The 21697-nt window shown below is 61.3% G+C and carries 21 protein-coding genes and 1 pseudogene; 9 read left to right on the forward strand and 13 right to left on the reverse strand.

Annotated elements, in window-relative coordinates; translation table 11 throughout:
* Window positions 1–51: 51 nt before the first annotated feature.
* Window positions 52–627 carry a CueP family metal-binding protein gene (locus HMPREF2820_RS04050; RefSeq protein ID WP_070602888.1) on the reverse strand — a complete coding sequence of 192 codons (576 nt, stop codon included), beginning with the start codon at window positions 625–627 and terminating at the stop codon, window positions 52–54.
* Between the two features lie 404 nt (window positions 628–1031).
* On the opposite strand from HMPREF2820_RS04050, the gene HMPREF2820_RS04055 reads away from it, so the two are divergent.
* The 5 genes and pseudogenes from HMPREF2820_RS04055 (at window position 1032) to HMPREF2820_RS11120 (ending at window position 6345) form a co-directional block, all read left to right on the forward strand.
* On the forward strand, window positions 1032–1754 hold the full coding sequence (locus tag HMPREF2820_RS04055; protein ID WP_070602890.1) for a response regulator transcription factor: 723 nt from the start codon (window positions 1032–1034) through the stop codon (window positions 1752–1754).
* Window positions 1751–2878 carry a sensor histidine kinase gene (locus tag HMPREF2820_RS04060; RefSeq protein WP_070602892.1) on the forward strand — a complete coding sequence of 376 codons (1128 nt, stop codon included), beginning with the start codon at window positions 1751–1753 and terminating at the stop codon, window positions 2876–2878. The genes HMPREF2820_RS04055 and HMPREF2820_RS04060 overlap by 4 nt, the downstream gene beginning before the upstream one ends.
* A 115-nt stretch (window positions 2879–2993) precedes the next feature.
* Entirely contained in the window at window positions 2994–3320 is a 327-nt protein-coding gene (locus HMPREF2820_RS04065; RefSeq protein WP_070602894.1) for a heavy-metal-associated domain-containing protein, read from the forward strand.
* A 52-nt stretch (window positions 3321–3372) separates the two neighbouring features.
* A complete protein-coding gene (locus tag HMPREF2820_RS04070; protein WP_070602896.1) occupies window positions 3373–5568 on the forward strand; it encodes a copper-translocating P-type ATPase in 2196 nt (731 codons plus the stop codon).
* 88 nt (window positions 5569–5656) lie between these two features.
* Window positions 5657–6345, forward strand: a pseudogene (locus HMPREF2820_RS11120) (DUF305 domain-containing protein).
* 458 nt (window positions 6346–6803) lie between these two features.
* On the opposite strand, the gene HMPREF2820_RS11025 reads toward HMPREF2820_RS11120, so the two are convergent.
* Window positions 6804–6959 (reverse strand): hypothetical protein, encoded by a 156-nt coding sequence (locus HMPREF2820_RS11025; RefSeq protein ID WP_246822210.1) that lies wholly within the window; start codon window positions 6957–6959, stop codon window positions 6804–6806.
* Here HMPREF2820_RS11025 and HMPREF2820_RS10670 point away from each other — a divergent pair.
* Window positions 6942–7178 (forward strand): oxidoreductase, encoded by a 237-nt coding sequence (locus HMPREF2820_RS10670; RefSeq protein ID WP_246822211.1) that lies wholly within the window; start codon window positions 6942–6944, stop codon window positions 7176–7178. The genes HMPREF2820_RS11025 and HMPREF2820_RS10670 overlap by 18 nt on opposite strands.
* A gap of 78 nt (window positions 7179–7256) precedes the next feature.
* On the opposite strand, the gene HMPREF2820_RS04090 is transcribed toward HMPREF2820_RS10670, so the two are convergent.
* The 3 genes from HMPREF2820_RS04090 to HMPREF2820_RS04100 form a co-directional block, all read right to left on the reverse strand.
* Window positions 7257–9149, reverse strand: a complete 1893-nt coding sequence (locus HMPREF2820_RS04090; RefSeq protein ID WP_070602900.1) for a heavy metal translocating P-type ATPase — start codon at window positions 9147–9149, stop codon at window positions 7257–7259.
* Window positions 9146–9505, reverse strand: coding sequence for a Cd(II)/Pb(II)-sensing metalloregulatory transcriptional regulator CmtR (locus HMPREF2820_RS04095; protein WP_070602902.1), 360 nt, complete (start codon window positions 9503–9505; stop codon window positions 9146–9148). The genes HMPREF2820_RS04090 and HMPREF2820_RS04095 overlap by 4 nt, the downstream gene beginning before the upstream one ends.
* 274 nt (window positions 9506–9779) lie before the next feature.
* Window positions 9780–10454, reverse strand: coding sequence for a DUF998 domain-containing protein (locus HMPREF2820_RS04100; protein ID WP_070602904.1), 675 nt, complete (start codon window positions 10452–10454; stop codon window positions 9780–9782).
* A gap of 26 nt (window positions 10455–10480) precedes the next feature.
* Here HMPREF2820_RS04100 and HMPREF2820_RS10960 point away from each other — a divergent pair, with 26 nt between their 5' ends.
* Window positions 10481–10801, forward strand: a complete 321-nt coding sequence (locus HMPREF2820_RS10960; protein WP_210384763.1) for a hypothetical protein — start codon at window positions 10481–10483, stop codon at window positions 10799–10801.
* 126 nt (window positions 10802–10927) lie between these two features.
* Here HMPREF2820_RS10960 and HMPREF2820_RS04105 read toward each other — a convergent pair whose 3' ends face one another.
* The 3 genes from HMPREF2820_RS04105 to HMPREF2820_RS10890 form a co-directional block, all read right to left on the reverse strand.
* Window positions 10928–12652 carry a SulP family inorganic anion transporter gene (locus HMPREF2820_RS04105; RefSeq protein WP_070602906.1) on the reverse strand — a complete coding sequence of 575 codons (1725 nt, stop codon included), beginning with the start codon at window positions 12650–12652 and terminating at the stop codon, window positions 10928–10930.
* A gap of 284 nt (window positions 12653–12936) precedes the next feature.
* A complete protein-coding gene (locus tag HMPREF2820_RS04110) occupies window positions 12937–13245 on the reverse strand; it encodes a hypothetical protein (protein WP_070602909.1) in 309 nt (102 codons plus the stop codon).
* Window positions 13246–13505: 260 nt separating this feature from the next.
* The gene (locus HMPREF2820_RS10890; protein ID WP_168164046.1) at window positions 13506–13781 is read right to left on the reverse strand and encodes an amphi-Trp domain-containing protein; all 276 of its coding nucleotides are present in this window, start codon (window positions 13779–13781) and stop codon (window positions 13506–13508) included.
* A 371-nt stretch (window positions 13782–14152) separates the two neighbouring features.
* On the opposite strand from HMPREF2820_RS10890, the gene HMPREF2820_RS04120 reads away from it, so the two are divergent.
* Entirely contained in the window at window positions 14153–14647 is a 495-nt protein-coding gene (locus tag HMPREF2820_RS04120) for a 2'-5' RNA ligase family protein (protein ID WP_049170665.1), read from the forward strand.
* Between the two features lie 47 nt (window positions 14648–14694).
* Here the strand turns inward: HMPREF2820_RS04120 and HMPREF2820_RS04125 are convergent, their stop codons facing one another.
* From HMPREF2820_RS04125 to HMPREF2820_RS04145, 5 genes are all read right to left on the reverse strand, one after another.
* The gene (locus HMPREF2820_RS04125) at window positions 14695–15579 is read right to left on the reverse strand and encodes a hypothetical protein (protein WP_070602914.1); all 885 of its coding nucleotides are present in this window, start codon (window positions 15577–15579) and stop codon (window positions 14695–14697) included.
* Between the two features lie 146 nt (window positions 15580–15725).
* Complete coding sequence (locus HMPREF2820_RS04130) at window positions 15726–16967, reverse strand: MFS transporter (RefSeq protein ID WP_070602915.1); 1242 nt, start codon at window positions 16965–16967, stop codon at window positions 15726–15728.
* Window positions 16968–17018: 51 nt separating this feature from the next.
* The gene (locus HMPREF2820_RS04135) at window positions 17019–17543 is read right to left on the reverse strand and encodes a CBS domain-containing protein (protein WP_049189374.1); all 525 of its coding nucleotides are present in this window, start codon (window positions 17541–17543) and stop codon (window positions 17019–17021) included.
* A 295-nt stretch (window positions 17544–17838) separates the two neighbouring features.
* Entirely contained in the window at window positions 17839–18711 is an 873-nt protein-coding gene (locus tag HMPREF2820_RS04140; protein WP_070602917.1) for a patatin-like phospholipase family protein, read from the reverse strand.
* Between the two features lie 98 nt (window positions 18712–18809).
* Window positions 18810–20060: a glutaminase gene (locus HMPREF2820_RS04145; protein ID WP_070602919.1), complete on the reverse strand. Its 1251-nt coding sequence runs from the start codon at window positions 20058–20060 to the stop codon at window positions 18810–18812.
* Window positions 20061–20212: 152 nt separating this feature from the next.
* On the opposite strand from HMPREF2820_RS04145, the gene HMPREF2820_RS04150 reads away from it, so the two are divergent.
* Window positions 20213–21646 (forward strand): GuaB1 family IMP dehydrogenase-related protein, encoded by a 1434-nt coding sequence (locus HMPREF2820_RS04150; RefSeq protein WP_070602922.1) that lies wholly within the window; start codon window positions 20213–20215, stop codon window positions 21644–21646.
* Window positions 21647–21697 lie beyond the last annotated feature (51 nt).

The raw sequence follows: 21697 nt of genomic DNA on the forward strand, positions 1-21697 counted from the left end.
AAGATTTCAGAGATACGGGAGACAGGCGCAGGTGAGGACCCTGCTGAGCCATCACGTCAGGCGCAGGTCTGTGACACAGGTGGCACCGTCGTCGGTGGTGGAAAACTCCGTGGTGCCGGTACGCCCCTGGTAGCTGACCTCAATCAGGCCGGTGACATCATCGGGAAGCCAGAAGCCAATAAACCCGTTGTCGAAGGTGGTTGTCGCCTCGTCCACCAGCACCTCACCGGTCGCCTCATCGGTGATCGTGACCTGGATATCCTCATTGTTGAGTTCCCCCAGGCAGGTCGTGAGGCTGTGGTAGAAGCAGTCGTGGGTGGAGGTGAGATAGGGTGCGATCGAGACATACGTCTGATTGTCGGGAAGATCGACCACGACTTCCTGGTCACCGCTCGAGAGCAGCAGTTCATCGGCGCGCACTGAGGCGATCAAATCCGTGGGACGCTCAGTGACCTTCTGCCGGTCGAGGTGATCAATGATCTCCACCGCGTCCATGTCGGCCAGGCCATGGGTAGTCAGGAATGTATCCTGGGACACCGTCCCGTCGGCCGTGGGTTCCGGGTCGGCGGCCGAACACCCCGTGAGGGCGAGGGCAAGGGCGGCGACTGCGATCGCTGCTCGTTTCACGTCAATCTCCTTGGATCGTGGGTAGGACCGTGAGAAGACACCGCCTCAAGGTCGATGCCATACCTTTATCTAGCACGGGTGCCTGACGGACTAGAAATCAAAAACCCTGCTCACGGCCTTATAGCAGGGCGAAAAGAGGGTGAATTCGGTGAGCTGGGTCACCACCGGGACACCACCCCACAGCCGTGGGCGATGTCCTTCTACCCGCCCCGGGTATGCGGTGCTTGCAGTGAAATCCCTGGTGGTGCCTGCTGAACCGACCAGGGGAGGCGATGCCGCCGGCCCGGGGTGGGGCACAGGGGTGACGGCGGTCGAAGGGTTATGTTTGAAGATTTGATGAAGATTCCCCGCCGGGCACTGAGCGAGGATGGTATTCCCTCCTGGCCGGAGCGATACTGGGGTCTATGGCTGACCACACACCGACCACCGCCACGCCCCCGGGGCGGGTGCTGGTCGTCGATGATGAACAACCCCTGGCTCAGATGGTGGCCTCCTACCTCATCCGGGCAGGCTTCGATACCCGTCAGGCGCACACCGGCACCCAGGCCGTGGACGAGACCCGTCGCTTTTCCCCCGATGTTGTGGTGCTGGATCTGGGGCTGCCCGAACTCGACGGCCTGGAGGTGTGCCGACGGATCCGCACCTTCTCGGACTGCTACATCCTCATGCTCACCGCGCGTGGCAGCGAGGACGACAAGATCAGCGGTTTGACCCTGGGGGCGGATGACTACATCACCAAACCTTTTAGCATCCGGGAACTGGTGACCCGGGTGCATGCAGTGCTGCGCCGCCCGCGCACCAGCACCACCCCACCGCAGGTGACCACCCCCTTGATCGTTGGTGACCTCATCCTTGACCCCGTCGCCCATCAGGTGCGGGTGGGGGAGACGACCGTGGAGCTCACCCGCACGGAGTTCGAGCTGCTGGTTGCCCTGGCCCTGCGCCCCGGCCAGGCGCTGACCCGCCACGACCTGGTCACCGAGGTCTGGGACACCACCTGGGTCGGTGATGAACGCATCGTCGATGTCCACATAGGCAACTTGCGTCGCAAGCTCGGCACCGACACCCGAGGCCGGGGGTTTATCGACACCGTGCGTGGCGTGGGCTACCGGATGGGGCAGCCATGAATCACGGACCCGGCTTGACCTTCCGCTTCCTGGCCGCCCAGGTGTTGGTCGTGGTGATTAGCCTGATGGTGGCCGCGGCCGTGGCCACGACGGTGGGGCCGACCCTGTTCCATGATCATATGTTGATGGCCGGCCGGGAGGACCCCTCGCTGGAGCTGTTCCATGCCGAGCAGGCCTACCGGGACGCCAACCTGATCACCCTGGCCGTCGCCCTGCCCACTGCCTTAATCAGCGCCCTACTGGCCAGCCTGTGGTTATCGCGTCGCCTGCGCACCCCCCTGCAGGATCTCACCCGCGCCGCTACCAGCCTGGCGGCCGGTAACTACCGTATCCGCGTGCCCGCCGGAGAAGCAGGCCCCGAGGTCACCACCCTGGCGCATGCCTTCAACACCATGGCCGACCGACTGGAACACACCGAACAGGTCCGCCGCCAGATGCTCTCTGATCTGGCCCACGAAATGGGCACCCCCTTATCGGTGCTCACGGCCTACCTCGATGGTCTCCAGGACGGGGTCGTGGACTGGAATAATGCCAACCACACGATCATGGCTGACCAACTCACCCGCCTGACCCGGTTGATGGAGGACATTGACGATGTCTCCCGGGCCCAGGAACACCGGATCGATTTGGACCTGGCGGAGGAAGGGCTCGGGGATCTGCTCCATACCGCCGCTGCTGCCGCGGGGGAAGCTTATGCTGACAAAGGCGTCGATTTACAGGTCGAGACCATTACGGACACCGCCCGGGTGATCGTGGACCGGCAACGCTTCGGCCAGGTGATGAGCAACCTCCTGTCGAACGCGCTACGGCACACCCCGGCCGGCGGGCAGGTCCGGATCAGCGTCCACCGCCAGGGGGCGTCCACCGCGCTCATCCACGTCGCCGATGACGGCGAGGGCATCCCACCTGGCCAGCTCGGACACATCTTCGAACGCTTCTACCGGGGGGATGCCGCCCGCAGCCGGGACAACGGCGGGTCCGGTATCGGTCTGACCATCTCCAGGGCATTGATCGAGGCCCACGGCGGCACTCTCGCTGCCACCTCCCCCGGACCCGGTCGTGGAGCGGTGTTTGCCCTCCGCCTCCCGATGTCCCCTCCCGACAGTGAGGGGGCTGCTCGGTGACCACACCCTGCCCCGCGTGAGGGCCGTGCCCTCCACTCCTTGAAAATATACCCTGGGGGGGGTATACGCTAGAGAGCGGAATTGCCACACCCCACCGAACCGAAGGGGCCTTCCCATGATCACCTTCCCGCCCCGCCTCTTGCCGATGGCCTCCCACGGCTGCAGCTGTTGCGGACCTGCCTCACGCGCCGACACCGCCTCCGTCCCTGCCGCCAGCGACTCGTCAGCAGGAGGGTCCTCCCCGAGCTACCAGGTCACCGGCCTGACCTGCGGGCATTGCGCGAAAAGCGTGACCCAGGCCCTTCAGGGCCTCCCCCAGGTCGACGACGTCCAGATTGATCTCGCTGCTGGTGGTGTTTCCACCGTCACGGTCACCGGTGTCGTACCTCCGGAGATGGTTCGCGGGGCCATCGAGGAGGCCGGCTACACCGTTTTATCCTGATCAGTTTTACCCATCATCTCGACCCCGACCGGGTTGAGCGGAAAGGAACGTCATGAACACTCCCCACCATTCCAGCAAGCACCATGGTGATCACCCCGCTCCGGAAACAGACCACACCCACCACCCGGATCATGCCAGCCACGAACACCACGCAGATGCCGACACCCACGGCCAGGCGATGCCCCACGATCACCCACACTCCGCCATGGACGAAGACCACCACGTTCATGGTCACGGCGAACACGCCGGACACAGCACCGCAATGTTTCGGGACCGCTTCTGGTGGTCGCTGATTCTGTCCATTCCCGTCGTTATTTTCAGCCCCATGGTCGCCCAGCTGCTAGGCTACCACCTCCCGGCATTCCCCGGATCCACCTGGATCCCCCCGGTGCTGGGCACGATCATCTTCGTCTACGGCGGAACGCCTTTCCTCAAGGGCGGATGGAACGAACTGAAATCCCGCCAACCCGGAATGATGCTCCTGATCGCCATGGCCATCACCGTGGCGTTTGTCGCCTCCTGGGTCACCACTCTGGGGCTGGGCGATCTTGACCTGGACTTCTGGTGGGAGCTGGCCCTGCTGGTGACCATCATGCTGCTGGGCCACTGGCTGGAGATGCGTGCTCTCGGGGCCGCGTCCTCCGCGCTTGACGCGCTGGCTGCCCTGCTGCCGGATGAGGCCGAGAAAGTCATCGACGGGACCACCCGCACCGTGTCCATCTCCGAGCTGGCCGTCGACGACGTCGTGCTGGTGAGGGCCGGTGCCCGGGTGCCGGCCGACGGAACCATCCTCGACGGAGCCGCCGAATTCGATGAGGCGATGATCACCGGCGAATCCCGACCCGTCTTCCGCGACACCGGTGACAAGGTGGTCGCCGGTACTGTGGCCACCGACAACACCGTCCGCATCCGGGTGGAGGCTACCGGCGGGGACACCGCCCTGGCCGGGATCCAACGCTTGGTTGCCGACGCCCAGGAGTCCTCCTCACGGGCCCAGGCCCTGGCGGATCGGGCGGCGGCGTTGTTGTTCTGGTTCGCGCTGATCTCCGCTCTGATAACCGCGGTGGTGTGGACCATCATCGGCAGCCCGGACGATGCCGTGGCGCGCACGGTCACGGTGCTGGTCATCGCCTGCCCGCACGCCCTGGGCCTGGCGATTCCGCTGGTCATTGCGATCTCCACCGAGCGGGCCTCGGAATCCGGGGTGCTCATCAAGGACCGGATGGCGCTTGAGCGGATGCGCACCATCGACGTGGTGCTCTTCGACAAAACCGGCACCCTGACCGAGGGAGCGCACGCGGTGACCGGTGTCGCGGCAGCTGGCGGCGTCACCGAGGGCGAGCTGCTGGCCCTGGCTTCCGCCGCGGAGGCCGACAGCGAGCACCCCGTGGCCCGCGCCATCGTGGCGGCCGCGGCCGCCCATCCCGAGGCCTCCCGTCGGCAAATGCGTGCAACTGGTTTCAGCGCCGCCTCCGGTCGGGGGGTCCGGGCCACTGTCGATGGCGCTGAGATCCTCGTGGGCGGGCCGAACATGCTGCGCGAGTTCAACCTCACCACCCCGGCCGAGCTCACCGACACCACCAGCGCCTGGACCGGGCGTGGGGCCGGTGTGCTCCATATTGTCCGCGACGGTCAGATTATCGGTGCGGTGGCCGTCGAGGACAAGATCCGCCCCGAATCCCGAGCCGCCGTGAAAGCCCTGCAGGACCGCGGGGTGAAGGTCGCGATGATCACCGGTGACGCGCAGCAGGTGGCCCAGGCGGTTGGCCAGGACCTGGGGATCGATGAGGTCTTCGCCGAGGTCCTGCCCCAGGACAAGGACACCAAGGTCACCCAGTTACAGGAGCGTGGCCTGAGCGTGGCCATGGTCGGCGACGGTGTCAACGACGCCCCCGCTCTGACCCGCGCGGAGGTCGGTATCGCCATCGGGGCCGGCACGGATGTGGCCATGGAATCCGCCGGAGTGGTCCTGGCCAGTGATGACCCGCGGGCAGTGCTGTCGATGATTGAGCTCTCGCAGGCCAGCTACCGCAAGATGATCCAGAACCTCATCTGGGCCTCTGGCTACAACATCCTCGCCGTGCCGCTGGCCGCCGGAGTGCTCGCCCCGATCGGGTTCGTGCTGTCCCCGGCCGTGGGCGCGATCTTGATGTCTGCCTCGACCATCGTGGTGGCCCTGAACGCCCAGCTGTTGCGCCGCATTGATTTGGATCCGGCCCACCTGGCTCCCACCAGTCCGAAGGAGTAACACACCACGCCTACTCCGAAATCCACCGCCGTCCACTGATCCATCACTTCTCTCCACTGACCCCATATGACCCTGAAAGGGCTCCACCATAAAGCACACCCTTGTTCTTTCCGCTCTCGCCGTAGCCTCCACCCTGGCGCTGGCCGCCTGCGGTGAGGCCACCGACTCAGGCAACACCGACGCCACCACCTCGGCCACCAGCACTGCGACGACTACCGCTGAGACGACCGAGGCCACCAGGGCGGCGACTGAGGAGGACGGGGAGATCTCCGCCGATCACAACGACGCGGACATCATGTTTGCCCAGATGATGATTCCCCATCACAAGCAGGCCGTGGAAATGAGTGAGATGCTCCTGGCCAAGGAGGGCATCCCCGCCCAGGTCGTGGAGTTTGCCCAGGGGGTTATTGACGCCCAGGGACCGGAGATTGACCGGATGAACGCCATGCTCGAGGCCTGGGGCCAGCAGCCGGTCACCGACTCTGGGGGGGCATGGGGACCATGGATGAGATAGGTGGAATGGATCACGGCTAGATGGGTGGCATGAGCGGGATGATGAGCCAGGAGGACATGACAGCCCTTGAGGAAGCCCAGGGCACCGGCGCCGCCCGCCTTTACCTGGAGCAGATGACCGCCCACCACGAAGGTGCGGTCGACATGGCCCGTGACGAGGTTGCTGACGGCCAGAATCCCCATGCAATCACCCTGGCCGAACAAATTATCAACGACCAGGAGGCCGAGATCGCCCAGATGCAGCAAATGCTCACTGACCTATGACAGGTCCCCGTCTTTTTCTGATCCCGAGGACAGGAATCTGAAAAAGAGGGATAACCGTGACGATTGCCACCTGCTGCGGGCGATGGGTCGTTGTCACCGCAGCGGGTGCACCGGGGTGGATGTTTCTACTCCCTCTGGTCGCACCACTGAGGAAAGGGGAAAGCCCCTGTGTCCAGACCCTTGGAGGACTACGCATTATTGTCCGATACTCACACGGCCACCCTGGTCTGCCGGCAGGGCAGCATTAATGTTGGGGGTGTCCCCCGAGTAGTGGCCACGGCGTTGGTGTCAGTTAGGCAACGAGGCCTACGGTAGCAGCCGTCGTCGCGGTCTCGAAGGTTGTACTGCGATCCTAGCTATCGCTTTTTACTTCTTGTATCTACTCAATCTCTAGCAGCTTCTACTGTATGTCCATAGGGTAAAGGGTATTTAGCAACGACACGTCGTGGAGTTCAAGTTCAACGTTTAACGCGGGCAGCCGCCGCCGGATTCTCGGTGGCGATTCCGGCCCGAACCTCGAGGACATTCTCGCGCTTCCTCATCGACGTGAGCTCCGCGACGCCGGCCAGCTCACCGCTACCTCCATCTTCGATAGCTTGAGCGAGCTCGACCACGACCATCTAATCTGGTGCACTGGTTTCCGTCCGGCCCTCGGCCCATTCCGCCACCTCATGCGTGGCCGTGAAACCGCGATGAAGAATCTCCATCTAGTTGGTTACGGCAACTGGACCGGCGACGGCTCGGCAACCCTGATGGGTGTCGGGCCCTTTGCCAAATACACTGCCAAGGTAGTCGCGGGTCGTATCGATGAAGCTCGGCATCAAAAGTTTTGAGGCGACGCTTGGTCCCTGAGCAGCTCGATCCTTCCAAGATCCGCGCTGGAGAGTCAGCGCGCTGGGCGAAGGTGTGTCTCAGCGCTTCGCTCGCGCGGCCCGCAGGCCGTTCAAGATCACGATAACTTCAGCGACCTCGTGAACCAATACGACGGCGGCCAGACCCAGCACGCCGCTAATCGCCAGCGGCATCAACACGATGATGATGGCCAGAGACAGCACGATGTTCTGGTTAATAATCCTGCTGCCTCGACGGGCGTGCTGCAGCGCCTGCGGGATCAGCCGGAGGTCGTGGCCGGTGAAGGCGACGTCAGCGGACTCGATCGCGGCGTCAGAACCGGTTGCCCCCATCGCGATGCCCACCGTCGCGCCCGCCAATGCCGGCGCGTCGTTGATGCCGTCGCCGATCATCGCCGTCGGCGTCTTGGCGGAGAGCTCGGCGACGATGCTTGCCTTGTCCTCTGGACGCAGCTCGGCGCGCACGTCGTCGATTCCGGCGATTTCAGCCAGCGCCCGGGCGGTGCGAGTGTTGTCGCCGGTGAGCATGCTCACTTCCACGCCGTTGGCGTGCAGGGTCTGCACAGCTTCGGGCACCTCGGGCCGCAGTTCGTCGCGGACCCCGATCGCCCCGGAGAGGGCGTCATCGACGGTGACAAGGACGCAGGTTTGACCCTCGGACTCCATGCGCTCAACGTCTGCCTTCAGTGGCCCGGCGTCGATCCACCGGGGACTGCCCACAAGTACCCGTCGACCTTCGACGGTGCCGCCGATGCCATGCCCGGCTTCCTCGCTGATGTCCAAGGCAGCGGGCGCTTCGGGCCCCGCTGCCGCGATCGCAGCGGCGAGGGGGTGCGTCGATTGCTGCTCAACTGCCGCCGCGAAAGCAAGCACCTGAGCCCGATCGAATCCGTCTGCCGGGACCACGTCGGTAACCTCGGGCTGGTTGCGGGTAAGGGTTCCGGTCTTGTCCACCGCCAGGTGACGGATGCCGCCGAGTCGCTCGAACGCCGCACCGGACTTGATGACCACGCCGAACTGGCTGGCCGCGCCGATCGCGGCCACGACCGTCAGCGGCACGGAGATTGCCAGCGCACACGGCGATGCTGCGACCAGAACCACCAACGCGCGGGTGATCCACGTCTCGGGGTCGCCCAGCAGCGAGCCAATCACGCCGACCAGCACCGCCAGGATCATCACCCCGGGCACTAGGGGTTGGGCAATCCGGTCGGCGATCCGGGCGCGGTCGCCCTTTTCCGCCTGCGCCTGCTCGACCAGGTCCACGAGTGTGGTCAGCGAGTTGTCCGTTCCAGCTGCGGTCGTCTCGACCTCCAGCACGCCGGCGGAGTTGATTGCTCCCGCGGGCACCTCGTCGCCGGGCGCAACCTCCTCCGGAATGGATTCTCCGGTGATCGCTGAGGTGTCAAGGCTGGAGCGCCCAGACCGAATGATGCCGTCCGTGGCGATCCGCTCTCCGGGGCGCACGAGCATCAGCTCGCCAGCCACGAGGTCATTCGCTGCGACCTCAACCGCTGTACGGTCGCGCAGCACCGTCGCGGTCTGCGGTACCAACTTCAACAGTGCCCGCAGTCCGCCTTGGGCCCGGTCCATCGCCTTGTCTTCCAGTGCCTCGGCGATCGAGTACAGGAACGCTAGCGCCGCGGCCTCTCCGACGTAACCGAGGATTACCGCGCCGACCGCGCTGATCGTCATCAGCAAACCAATGCCGAGCTTGCGCTTCGTGGCAAGGTTCCGGATAGCGCCGGGCGCGAACGTATACGCCCCTAGCAGCAGGCCGACCCAGAACAGTACTGTCGCGGGTGTCTCTAGCCCGGACCAGCCCAGCGCCAGACCTATGCAGAGGGCTACGCCGGAGAAGATTGGCAGTAGTAACTCGGGGTCCTTCCACCATGGCCGATCGAGATCTTCGATCTCCGTGGCTGGTTCGTGTTCGCATCCACATGCTGAACTCATGCGTCCGCTCCTTTTCCGTCGCAGCCAGGCACCGAGCACTCAGGGTCGATGCACGGGGCGTTTTCGTCGACAGCCAACGTCGCGTTCACTAGCGCGTTGAGCGCTGTCGCGAGGTGGGGATCGGTGATTTCGTAGCGTGTCTTGCGGCCCTCCGGCTCGGCGACGACGATGCCGCAGTCACGCAAGCAGGTCAGGTGGTTCGAGACGTTCGAGCGGGTCAGGTCCAGGTCGCGCGAAAGCACGGCCGGGTAGCTCGGGCCGTCGAGTAGTGTCATCAGGATTCTGGAGCGCGTCGGATCCGCCATGGCCCGGCCGAGCCGGTTCATGACGTCGAGGCGTGAAGCAATGGTCAGCATGTACTGAACTATACATCGTGTGCTGAACTATTCAAAATGCGCTGAACTGACAGTTACGCGAAGGTCCTGCGACCTGCAAGAATTAGTCGATGGATAGCAGATGACTGATCCTTTGTGGTTCGGCTGCCGCCCAACGCGGGAGCGACGTGGGCGGCGAGGTTCTCGAGAAAGTAACTTTGCAACTACATACCGTGGAGTTCAAGTTCAACGTGTAGCCGAAAGCTCATGTCCGGTTCTCAGCGCAGGGCTCACGCATCGAGACAGCAGTGCTGTCTCATGGCCGTCGCAGAGAGGCCCGCTCCCGCACCTGAGCGGACGGCTTGTGAGCCCTCACGAGCGCAACGCCGGTCAGCGCGGTCCAGAGCGTCAGCGAGTCGAAGGAGAGCCGCTCGGCACCGCCGAGCCCAATCCAAGGCATCTCGTACCCATCCAGTGCTGCGACGAACATGATGAAGCTTGCGACGGAGAGGATCACGACCGCGGCCGTGACCTTCCGGAAACTGCCCGGCCCGGCGGCGACGGCGATGAGCGTCATGGCGATCCACTGCGCGGCGGCTTGAAGCAGGGCGAAGCCGTCGTGGGCTGCGGGCGACACGTCCCAAGGGAGAAGGCCGACGCCGATGACCGAGGCTCCGGCAATCGCCATCAGGATGGTTCCGCCTTTGCCGGCGAGCCGAGCCCAGTATCCATGCAGGGCAACCGCGCCGAGCAGGACTAGAGCCCCGGAAGCGACCATGCCGATGTTGAAGACCGCGTGTTCCGGCGAGCACACCTGACGTATCTGCTGACCGAGTTCGGAGTACTCCCCGCAGGTGGTCACACCGAGATCGCTGATGGTGTTGCGAGAGAGCGAGTAGCGATTTGGCCAGCCCAGCGCCACGAACAACTGAATCGGGAGCACCAGTGCGCTGAGCACCCAGGCCATCGCGCCGACGCGGTGCCGCTTCATACGGGCCTCCTTTAGCATACGATCGTATGATAAATGCTAGCGGCGATTGTCGACGTGTTCAACGTGCGCAGGCAGCCGACGCCGAGCTCGTGGTGGATGCGGCAGTGCGCGTCCTCGTGCGGGATGGCTTGGATGGGTTGTCGGTGCGCAAGGTGGCGTCGGAGTCCGGTGATCACTATCGACGACTTCTACCTCCTAATGGCCACCGCGCCCACGGACCCGAAGGCCGAGGTGTGTCGTCGCTGGTTGGAGCTTGTGCTGTCCGGCATCTCGACGAGTGCGTGACTATGGCAGAGTGGTTGACCCCCTCGACTCGGCGTGGTCAGAGGCTCGTGCGGCCTCGGTGATGGCGTTACGCGCCGGAACTCGGTGGAGTTCAAATTTAATGTTTAGCGTCATTGGCGCTTCACATTATGGCGGTAGCGTGAGTCGTCACCTTAGAACTTGGCTTCACGACCACAGGTTCGACAGCGCTACTCGTCGTGCTGATTGCTTTGCGATGCTGCGGATGTGCCATCAGACTCTTCGTGCTGAATGCGTGAGGCATGCAGTCGGGCGTGGGCGATGGCGTCAGGGGTGTTGTCGAAGACGTGATTCCCGTGCGCAAGCTGGTCGAATACGCCGAGTTCGCGCAACACAGGAATATGTTCGGGTTTCGTGGCTGCGAGTAAGACCGTGGTGCCACGGCGTTCGAGGTGCCCGATTGTGTCGGCGAGCATCTGGGCGCCAGTGGCGTCGATCGTCGTGACGTAGCGCATGCGGAGTACGACAACCTTGACCGACGAGGCATCAGCGAGCTCGAGGAGGAAATCGTGCGCTGCGCCAAAGAAGAGGGGGCCTTCCATACGGAAGGCGGCGATGTGCTCGTCGAGGAGCTCGCGTTCCTTGTCGCGGTGGTCTCCCTCGTCTAGTGGGGCGGCTTCCAACACCGCAGTGCGGGCGGTCTCGCGCAGTGCGAAGAAGCCCGCCATTACAAGGCCGATGAGTACGGCGACGACAAGGTCGAACACGACGGTGGCGGCAGCTGTGATGAGCAGGGTCGCCCCGTCGCCCTTGGTGGCGCGTATCACCGAGCGGAGGTTCCGCGGGTGGATCATCTGAATCGCAGTGGCGATGAGCACGCCGGCGAGCGCGGCGAGAGGAATCTCGCCCACCCACCGGGCCGCGACGAGCACGGCCACGAGCAGGAGCAGCGAATGGAACACCGCTGCCAGGCGTGTGCCTGCGCCTGCACGCACGTTGACGGCAGTTCGGGCAATCGCGGCGGTTGCGGGAATCCCGCCGAACAGGGGCGCGACGACGTTGGCCACGCCCTGCCCGAAGAGTTCGCGGTCGGGATCGTGCCGGTCGCCGACAGTCATTGCGTCGGCAACCGTCGCAGACAGCAACGATTCCAGCGCACCGAGAGCTGCGACGGCGACCGCTGCAAACAGCAAGGAATCCAGGTGCTCCCACGGAATCTCTGGCCAGCGCGGAGCAGGCAATGTCGACGGGATGTAGCCGATTGTCTTCAGGCCGCTGTCTGCCAGCATGTTGATGGCCGTTGCTGCAGCTACCAACACTAGCGCCGCGGGGAAGCCACTACGGACGCGCGCAGCAAGCACGATTCCAGCCGCTACTGCAAGGGTCATCACGGGCGCCTGCCATGCCGGAGTATCTAACCAAGCATTGATTGAGCCCCACGCCAACCCGAGGACTTTCTCGCCCTCCACGTCAACACCAAGTGCTGCAGGCAGCTGTTGTAAGCCGATGATTAACGCAATACCGGCGGTGAAACCTTCGACGACAGGTAGTGGCATGTACTTCATCGCGCGGCCAGCGCCGGTGAACGCCAGTACGAGCAGCATGAGCCCTGCCAGCACGCCGACGACGAGAACCCCATCGGCACCATGGTTGGCCACGATGGGGATTAACACGACGGTCATTGCGCCGGTCGGGCCGCTTACTTGGACGTTACTACCGCCGAAGATCGCGGCCAGGATACCCGCAACGATGGCCGTCGTAATTCCGGCCGCCGCGCCGACACCGGACGCAACGCCGAAGCCGAGCGCGAGGGGGAGTGCGACGAGGGCCACCATGAGGCCTGCCGAGAGGTCGCGCCCAATCGTCGCGCGGGACCAGTCCGAGCGGCGCGGTGCGAAACGCAGGGCACGAGATTGGAAGCCCACCGTAGAGGCGGCGGAGGAGGGGCGGGTCATGCTACTTTCTTGCTCCTTCAGGGCTCAATGACACTCAAAGGATACACAAGGTGTCATCCTCCGACGGCCGCATTCTCGGTTCTGGCCGAGGCCTCATGTCGACGGAATAAAACTTCCTGACCTGGCGGGAGTTCGCTGGAGCGTTGTCGCGGTGCTTGGAGTGACGCGTGTGAGCCGGTGTCCGAAGAGCAGACAGCCCGGGAGAATCGGTACCAGTGCCATACAGTGCGCGACACCACTGCTCATAGGACGGGCCCGACGGCGGGCTGGGGGGCGAGGGCCGGCTACCGGATCCGGGCTTTCGCGGCGACGAGCAGCAGGGCGGCGTGGTCGACTTCGCCGTTTTTGATCTCGCGATTGAGCTTGTGTAGCACCACGGGGCAGCGCAGGCAGCGGATGCCGGATTTGCAGCACTTCTTCTTCGGCGTCATTGCGGCCAGTTTGAAGGGGTCCTTGCCGGCGAGCTTTTTCGCGGCCTTGGCCTCGGCCTTCGAGTATTCGGGCAGGCGTAGCGAGGTCGTTGCCGCAGCCTTTTTCTTGGTTTTGGCGGCGTGCTTCTTCTTGCCCTTGTCGCCTTTCTTGCCCTTGGCCATGCGCGTTCCCTTCGTCGCGGATTTTCCCGAATTAGGTTAGCGTCACCTCATGCGATGTGGGTAGGCGTGGGTGTATGGCGGGTGTATTCGGCGTGGTGCACGACGACCGACCAGGTTGTAGAGATTCTGCGATACGTGCTTAAGGCGTAAAGCCTGCAGAATTAGAAGCCAAGACAAAAGGCGACTCCGGAAGACACTTCCGAAGTCGCCTTTTGCTCAGTCAATACTGCGCGGAACAAAACCGGGCAGCAACAAGCCTGCTAGGAGATTGCGAAGCCAGATGCTGGTCCAGGTTTTTCAACGGGCTCGCCAGCCTCGTCGACCATCCAGTCAATTTCCAGCTCCAGCTCGCGCTCGATGCCAGCACGCTTTCGGGAATCGACGACTCCCATCGTGGTATTAAACGATGTCGGCATGGTCATCGTCACCGTGGACTCACCAGTGCCGAGAGTCATTTCCCCGGCGCGGATGCGAGCTGCCAGCGTCTCCAGCAAATCCGCGAGCTCATCGCGGCTGAAGCTTGCCTTGCTCTTCACCAGCTTTTGATTCTTCGGGGGTGTAATTTTTTTAGGTTTCGGTGCCATGTCTTTACTTACCTTTCCAGCCGTGTAGGTATTTGTGCAGTGTGGAGAATCGGCCGTCACTCCACACTGTCTTTGAAGATGGTCTAGAAAGCTTTCAGGAAGCCTGTCTATCCCCATTATCCCAATAAAAAGTGGTTTTTACCGGGCTAAATAACAAGAGGCTAGAAATTTCTATAGGTAGGTTATAAATTGTGGAAAATCCCTACGCTATGCTCTGGGGTGCAAGGTCCTAAGTGCCTTAGGTGAGGAGCTCTAGTAACGGCGCCCTTGGGTAGCGCCTCAAACGTGTTGACCGACAGCAATAGGGGAGGAGTAAACGTCACATGGTGTCACCCGACAACATCCTGATGTACCTTCTGCCTGAGCAAGAGGCGCAGGTTAAAGAGATATTTGTGCAACTGGCAGAGCGTGGATTCCCGCAGCAGAATCAAAAGCCCCACATCACTGTCACCTTCGCACCGACCATGAGCCCGGAGGTAATCCAACGAGCAGCCGAAATTCTCCCACCGCTGATGCCTGCGGAATTCCGCAGGGTAGGAACGGTAGTGTTCGGCACAAAGAGTAAACAGACTGTCGCATGGTTATTAGAAACAAGCGATGAGCTGGAAGAAGCCGCTCGTGAGATCAGTCGTCTTAACCCTGAAGGTCGCGGCTCCCGCTGGATTCCGCACCTGACTATGGGGCTGCGAATCCCGCGGGATATGGTTCCCGGTTACGTCCGGGCTCTTGATGAACTAACAAGCCCGCACTTCAAAACTCTTAGTGCACCACGCGCTGCGTTCTGGAGCCCCAAAGTGCAGGAATTAACGGAGTTTTAGCGCGCCGCACGCCGCAACTTTTCAAAAGCAGCGCAGCCAAGCGGCCACTAAGCGGCGTCCATAATCTTCTTTGCCTGGGCATCGAAGACCTCCAAGGCGCGCTTCTTTGCCGCTTCCTTGGACTCTGGGGTCGCCTGTGCAAGTTCCATCGGTTGTGTCGCATTTTCCGCGCCGGTTGATGGAACGTCTGGAATCGGGGCAGCGGACACCATCACCATCACGCCATTGACAACGCCGACAATGTCGTAGCTGGTGGCATCAGTATTAGTGCCACCGGAGCTAATGTCCACAACTGTCGCGTGTGCAGTGAGCTCATCTGGCTTGACGGAAAGATCCGGCTCCCACTTTTCCCGGTGCATTTTCATGGTGGTTGTCATATCCATGTCATTGAGCATCTCCTGCGCCTCAGGAGGAAGTTCCTGGCCTTCCATGGATTCGTTTACGAGGTCGGAAGCATCCATCGAAGCGGTCACCTCAGAGCACTTGTTAAGAACATCTGTGTACTCCTGGTAGGTCTGAGGGTTCTTCAATACTGAGACAGCGATGGTGACCTTTTCCGCGTCCAAATTAGCGAAAGAACTGACAGCTCGCTCCAATTCTTCCGTTGGCTTGATGAAAGTGGCACATTCGGCCGGCTCTATATCTAAAGAATCCTCCGAAAACATCTCCATTGCGTCCTTGTACCCATTAATCCTGTTGTTGGAGAAGTCCACACCTTGAACTTCATTAGTGAGCAGGAGCTGATCTTCGGCTGCAGCTGGAGCTGACCCGTCTGCCTTCGTCATCTTGCTGGTCGACTCTTTGCCTGCCTCGCCACCGGCATTGCTGCTTTCTTCCCCCGAGCCGCATGCGGTGAGCAGGGCGGCGCTTGTACAACCTGCGACGACGGTTGTCGCAATTTTCTTCCACATTCCAGAGCTGCGCTGCTTCATGATTCCTCATTCCATCGAGCTGAATTTCAACAACCTATGCAACCTGCTCAGATGTCCTGAGCCGGAGCCAATATTTTGTGAAAGAAAGAATACAAGAGCTCGCCTCGGCACGCTTCCCAAAAACAAGAATTTCAGTCGCGTCTGCTTTACGACGCTCCGTCGGACCTCACCGCAGACTGTGCAACCTTTGCCACGGGATACGTGGATACCAACGCAACAATCGCACCGAAGATGAAAACGGGCACGAATCCGAATTTCGGTGCTGCGAAAGAAATAACAAAAGGGGCGAAGAAACCAACATAGGTCAGCGAATAGTAAATAGCGGTGGCAGCACCCAACTCGGCTGGCGGTGCGATAATTTGCACTTCGCGGAGGCCGGAGACCATCATCACGCCGTACGCGGCACCGAGAGCCAGGGCAGCGGGGAAAACGCTCCACACATTCTGGGTGAGTGCGACGATGAGGCTGAGCAGCATTCCGACCGTCGTTAAGCCAAGACCGAAAATAGCTGGCGGGATAAAGCTGCTGGAACTGATGCGAGTGACCAGTGGTTGCACCAGAACACCGGTGCCCATCGTAAGGCAGGCGATGAGTCCTGCGAAGGCGATGGGGTAGCGGGATTCGGCGATTGTCGGCAGGACGACGAAGGATGTGCATGCAGCGCCGAAGACCCACGGTGCCCAAGCGGCGACTGCCCACAGGAACCTCGGGCTTAGAGTGGCGGAGGAGAAGAACCGTTGCGGAGAGTCGCTGTGCCCTGCCGCCGGTAATCCGCCGGAGGCGTTCCATGTCAGTGGTGTGATGCTAAGCAACAGTGCGAGATGAACAAGATAGGGGATGACATCAGGGCGCGGAGTGAATTCTGCGACCAACCCGGAAGCCAGGGGGCCGAGGGAGAATCCGGCGGAGAGCGCAACGGTTGCGCGCCGGGCGGAAATTTGAGGTGCGACGGGCGCAATTTCTTTGATCCACGAGGCACCGGCGGCCATTACCATGCCCATCGAAATGCCGATGATAAGACGTCCTACCAGAAGTGATGGGAAGTGGAACCAGACGCCGGTGAGTAGCACGGCTGAGCCAACGGCAGAGGTTATGAGTGCAGGCCGGATGATGGCGCGACGGCCGAGCCGGTCGGAAAGTGGGCCGCAGATGAGTAGCGCGGGGATGAGTCCTGCGACGTAGATGGCGAAGAGAAAGGTGACCTGGGACTGGTTGAGAGCATCGGTTATTCGATACGCGGGCAGGAGTGGTGCGAAGAGGTTGGCTCCAAACGCAACCGCGAACATGCCCAGGGCTACCCGAATCCAGTCTCGTATCACGGTTGCCTCCTGAGGGCTCTCATCTGTGGGGATAGAACAGTGTGGTAACAACAATAGGCCAGCTAACAAACGCTAGCTGGCCTATTGAGTCGCTCGGGTCGTCTACCCAAGTTAGTCGCCCTAGTTATTGGCGGCGCCGAAAAACGCGGTAATCGGCGAGAAGAATCCCTTGGACTTCTTTGACTTCTTAGCTGCCTTTGTCCTGCCAAGAATGCGCTCAGAGATGCGGTCGGTGAGGACACCTACCAGCTTGCCGCTGCGGACGACGGGCAGCTCGCTGAGGGGCCCGTCAATAAGCTGGCGAGCCCTGATTGCAGCTGGATCCTCGGGCTTGACAAAGACCTTCACCGGGGCGCCGACGGTGTTCATGTAGGCATCGCGGTCGGCGTACTCACGGAGTTCCTTCAGCGTAATATCGCTGGTCAGGTAGCCTTCATCGTCGACGAGGAAGACACAGGTATCGTCATCGAGACCAGCAAATTCGGCTGCGTAGGTGCTTAGTGCCTCACCGACAGTGATGTCCTCCGGCAGCGCAATGTAAGAATCCGTCATGTGCATGCTTACGGTGTCAGGCAGGAGGCTGTACGGGCTGATTGAAGATTTCGGCTTGAAGAAGTTGGCGATGGTGTTCTGTGTCTGTGTCATTGTGGATCCTTTTCCAGGTATCCCAGCTCCTTTGCTAGGAGGGAATTTCTGTTGATTGAAAAATTATGGCTCCCCGCCTAAGAGTGTTGGCAATGTAATGCCGTAACTAAAGGTGGCCACTTGAGATGGAACCTTGCTTCGAGAGGCTTTCGAAACTCTCGATGAAGTGCAGGGTAGCGGCCTATGTGGATATAGGAGCCTTACCTAACGAGGTTGTTCGCTACGCAAAGGTTAACACAAGGTTACGTACACAGTAAAGAGGAATGAATGAAAAGCTTCCTAGAGGTGGCGGAAGTTATAAGCCCATGAACTCTCGAATTGCTGGCCATTCGGCATCGGTTTGCGCCCGGCCGAGCTCGTAGTTGTGCAGCAGCTTCGACCGTCTCCGCTCCGCCTTTGTGATACTCATGTTATTGGCGTAGAAAACATATGCTTGGCCTTTTCGTTCAAGCTCAGCAGCCCAATCGAGAGAGGCGTTGTAGCGCTCGTGTCTAGTGATAAGCAGCTCAGCCACCACCGGGTTACTGCGGAAAATCTGGCGCAGTAGCTGTGGGCGCTTAGGGGCGGTGCGACGGAATCCCTTCGGGCGAGTCAGGACGATGAGGAACTTCTTGAAACCATCTGCTTCGGCGGCATTAATGGGAATGCCACCTGATGATCCCAGTGCACCGTCGACGAACGGAACGCCATCAATATAGGGCATACGCATGACACCCGGAATCGTCGAACTGGCGCGAGTGTACTTCATCAGCGTAGGTAGATCTGGGATATCGTCTGGCCCCCAGTTGATGGTCTCGCCCGTATCCGCTCGGACAGCAGAAATCCGGTAGGGAGTTGGATTGTTCTTAAAAGTCTCGTAATCCAGGGGCATGGCGCCGTCGGGAAGTCCCGCGTCTTCGTAGATGTACTCGGCATCGAAATAGCCGCGTCCGCGCAACATTGGGCGCCAGCCACTGCTGTCCGGCTGCGCGATGAAGTCAGTGAAGCTTTTTATAGAGCGCTGGATATCCTGGGAAAGGTAATTGACGACGTGAGAGGCGCCGGCGCTTACGCCACCGACCCAGCCGACATCGATGCCCTCGCGAAGTAACCGTTCGACGAAAGGTGCCGTGTAACTATTGCGAGTCCCTCCACCCTCGAAGACTAATGCTACATCGCTGACCTGCATTTACATCCCTCCGGTTGTTCTCGCGCTGCTGCTTTTCGGGCGTTACGATCGTTCAAGACTACCCGAACGTCACCATATTGGATTTCGGTTAGCGTAGTTTACGGCGCATCCTGGAGGATGACCGGCAGCAGCCCCTCGCCCATATCTGGGTTCGGCAGTACGCCCTCCGGGTCGTAGAACAAGATCTCCTTGCCCTCGTGGCTCAGACGTCGCATCGCTTCCAGAATCAACGTGCGTCCCACCGGGTTGACAACGCCAACGCGGCTGACGTCGAAGACAACTTCGCTTTCCGACGGTGTGGAAGTCGCCAACCTGTTGAGAATGATCTCGGCCGCAGTGAAGTTGACTGGGCCCTGAATCTCGATGATCGAGCGGCCATTGCTGACGCGTGTACCGCGCAGCGCACGCGAACCAATCGCATCGGCATCCATGAGATGAAGACCCAAATCTTCGGAGAGCTTCCGGAAGATGGCAATGCTGCGGACGCTGTTGCCGTGGTCGTTCAATCGCGGCGAAAAGGCTGCGAGACCCGCCTGTCCAGGCAGCGCTCCCAGCAAGCCGCCGGCGACACCGCTCTTGGCGGGAATCCCGACCTCGGTAAACCATTCACCGGCCTCGTCATACATGCCGGCAATAGCCATCACGGACAAGACTCTGCGAACAACCGAGCGGCCGAGCACAGTCTGATTGGTGACCGGGTTAACGCCACCGTTGGCCAACACTGCGGTCATCATGGCGACATCGCGAGTGTTGACCAGCACGGAGCACTGTGCGGTGTAGCCGCGGACAGCATCGTGGGGCGTGGTTTCGATGAAACCGTAAGCTGCCAGCATATGTGCGATGGACATGTTTCGATGGGCAGTGTCCATTTCGCTTTCATAGGCATCGTAGTCAACGCGGAGCTTACGGCCAGCCAAAGTCGAGAGAAGCTCCACCATGTGCTTGGTGCGAGTCTTCCAGTTGGCACCTGGCTGGCATATGAACTGGTTGATGGCCAGTGCGCCGACATTAATCATCGGATTCTTTGGTCGGTGCGTGCCCTGCTCCAGCGACAGCTCGTTGAATGCCTCACCGGAAGGTTCGGTGCCCACAATGCTGTCGATTTTGTCTGTGCCGTGCTCGGTGATGGCTGCGGCATAAGCGAAGGGCTTGGACATCGATTGAATGGTGAATTCAGCATCGGTGTCGCCAGCGGTATAGGTGCGCCCTGACACGGTGGTCATAGCAAGGGCCAGGCGGTCGGGATTAGCTTGGGCAAGGGTGGGAATATAGTCCGCTACCTCGCCAGACTCATCGGGGCGGACGGATTCGACGATTTCGGACAAGTAATCTTTGATCGGCGTTTTCATCAGATTTTGCTAAGCATCTTTCCTGGGCTGAAAAATCCCGGTTGAGTCAACGGAGTCCCGTTCGAACCTACACCAGGCGAGGTCAGCCACTGATGCTCACCTCTGCGCACTCTCACCGTGCGTGCGGGAAAAATCGGCATATCCTGGGGTGTGTGAAATTCCTCAACAATCAGTCCGCGCCCTACGAGTTGACCTACAGCGATGTCTTCATGGTGCCGTCAAAGTCATCCGTCGGCTCTCGCATGGGTGTCGATTTGGCCACCAATGATGGCACCGGCACAACCATTCCGATTGTCGTCTCCAATATGACGGCCATCTCCGGTCGCCGGATGGCCGAAACCACCGCACGCCGAGGCGGAATTGCCATCCTGCCGCAGGACGTCCCAGCTGACATTGCCGCTGAGACCATCCGCAAGGTCAAGTCCGCTGGGCTGGTTTTCGACACTCCAATCGTCGTCAAGCCTCACCACACCGCGGGGTATGCGCGCCATCTTCTGCCGAAGCGCGCGCACGGTGCGGCAGTGGTGGTGGAAGACAACAAACCGGTTGGTCTGATTACCGGCCGTGATCTGGCGGGCGTTGACAACTTTGCGCAGGTGGGGACGCTCATGTCCACTTCGCTATTTACGCTTCCGGCCGATATTGAGCCCCGTGACGCTTTCGACCAGCTCACCGCATCCGGGCGCAAACTCGCTCCAGTGGTGGACGCCGATGGCGCGCTGGTGGGCATTCTCACCCGCAAGGGCGCGCTGCGTGCGACGCTTTACAAGCCAGCTGTCGACGCGGAGGGCAAGCTCCGCGTCGGTGCGGCGCTCGGCATCAACGGTGATGTTGAAGGGCGCGCGAAGACACTGCTCGACGCAGGTGCCGACGTGCTCGTTGTCGATACCGCCCACGGTCATCAGGAATCGATGCTCCATGCTTTACGACGAGTCCGCGCGCTCAACCCACCTGTGCCAATTGCCGCTGGCAATGTCGTGACCGCCGATGGTGTTCGCGACCTAGCGGAGGCGGGAGCCGACATTATTAAGGTCGGCGTCGGTCCGGGTGCGATGTGCACAACCCGAATGCAGACCGGTGTTGGGCGTCCACAGTTCTCCGCCGTGCTCGAATGTGCTGCAGCTGCTCGGGAATGTGGCGTGCATGTCTGGGCTGACGGTGGGGTGAAGGATCCTCGCGATGTTGCGCTCGCGCTGGCTGCGGGGGCGTCCAACGTGATGATTGGCTCGTGGTTTGCCGGTACTTTCGAATCCCCAGGGGATGTCCAGAAGGACGTCGACGGGCGCATGTTCAAGGAGTCCTTCGGTATGGCTTCACACCGCGCAGTGGAGAGCCGAAATGCGCAGGTAGAGGCCTTTGAGAAGGCTCGGCGCGAGATGTTCGAAGAGGGCATCTCGACTGCGAAAATCTACCTGGAGCCAGGCCGCGAAGGTGTGGAGGACCAGATCGATCGCATTATCTCGGGTGTACGTTCTTCGTTCACATACGCGGGTTCGGCCACCATCGAGCAGTTCGCTGAGCGGGCAGTGGTGGGAATTCAATCCGCTGCGGGCTTTGCGGAAGGAATGCCGAGGGCGACGCGGTAGCCGTCGTCAAGCCTCTCGGGGCTAAGCCGACTAGCGGTGCTGCGGGCCAAT

This window comes from Corynebacterium sp. HMSC064E08 (assembly GCF_001811805.1).
In the GTDB taxonomy this organism is placed as follows: domain Bacteria; phylum Actinomycetota; class Actinomycetes; order Mycobacteriales; family Mycobacteriaceae; genus Corynebacterium; species Corynebacterium jeikeium_D.

Coding starts and splice junctions, on each gene's coding strand:
- HMPREF2820_RS04055 (WP_070602890.1), top strand. CDS start 1,032: ATGGCTGACCACACACCGACCACCGCCACGCCCCCGGGGCGGGTGCTG.
- HMPREF2820_RS04060 (WP_070602892.1), top strand. CDS start 1,751: ATGAATCACGGACCCGGCTTGACCTTCCGCTTCCTGGCCGCCCAGGTG.
- HMPREF2820_RS04065 (WP_070602894.1), top strand. CDS start 2,994: ATGATCACCTTCCCGCCCCGCCTCTTGCCGATGGCCTCCCACGGCTGC.
- HMPREF2820_RS04070 (WP_070602896.1), top strand. CDS start 3,373: ATGAACACTCCCCACCATTCCAGCAAGCACCATGGTGATCACCCCGCT.
- HMPREF2820_RS04090 (WP_070602900.1), bottom strand. CDS start 9,149: ATGAGTTCAGCATGTGGATGCGAACACGAACCAGCCACGGAGATCGAA.
- HMPREF2820_RS04095 (WP_070602902.1), bottom strand. CDS start 9,505: ATGCTGACCATTGCTTCACGCCTCGACGTCATGAACCGGCTCGGCCGG.
- HMPREF2820_RS04100 (WP_070602904.1), bottom strand. CDS start 10,454: ATGAAGCGGCACCGCGTCGGCGCGATGGCCTGGGTGCTCAGCGCACTG.
- HMPREF2820_RS10960 (WP_210384763.1), top strand. CDS start 10,481: ATGATAAATGCTAGCGGCGATTGTCGACGTGTTCAACGTGCGCAGGCA.
- HMPREF2820_RS04105 (WP_070602906.1), bottom strand. CDS start 12,652: ATGACCCGCCCCTCCTCCGCCGCCTCTACGGTGGGCTTCCAATCTCGT.
- HMPREF2820_RS04110 (WP_070602909.1), bottom strand. CDS start 13,245: ATGGCCAAGGGCAAGAAAGGCGACAAGGGCAAGAAGAAGCACGCCGCC.
- HMPREF2820_RS04120 (WP_049170665.1), top strand. CDS start 14,153: ATGGTGTCACCCGACAACATCCTGATGTACCTTCTGCCTGAGCAAGAG.
- HMPREF2820_RS04125 (WP_070602914.1), bottom strand. CDS start 15,579: ATGAAGCAGCGCAGCTCTGGAATGTGGAAGAAAATTGCGACAACCGTC.
- HMPREF2820_RS04135 (WP_049189374.1), bottom strand. CDS start 17,543: ATGACACAGACACAGAACACCATCGCCAACTTCTTCAAGCCGAAATCT.
- HMPREF2820_RS04140 (WP_070602917.1), bottom strand. CDS start 18,711: ATGCAGGTCAGCGATGTAGCATTAGTCTTCGAGGGTGGAGGGACTCGC.
- HMPREF2820_RS04145 (WP_070602919.1), bottom strand. CDS start 20,060: ATGAAAACGCCGATCAAAGATTACTTGTCCGAAATCGTCGAATCCGTC.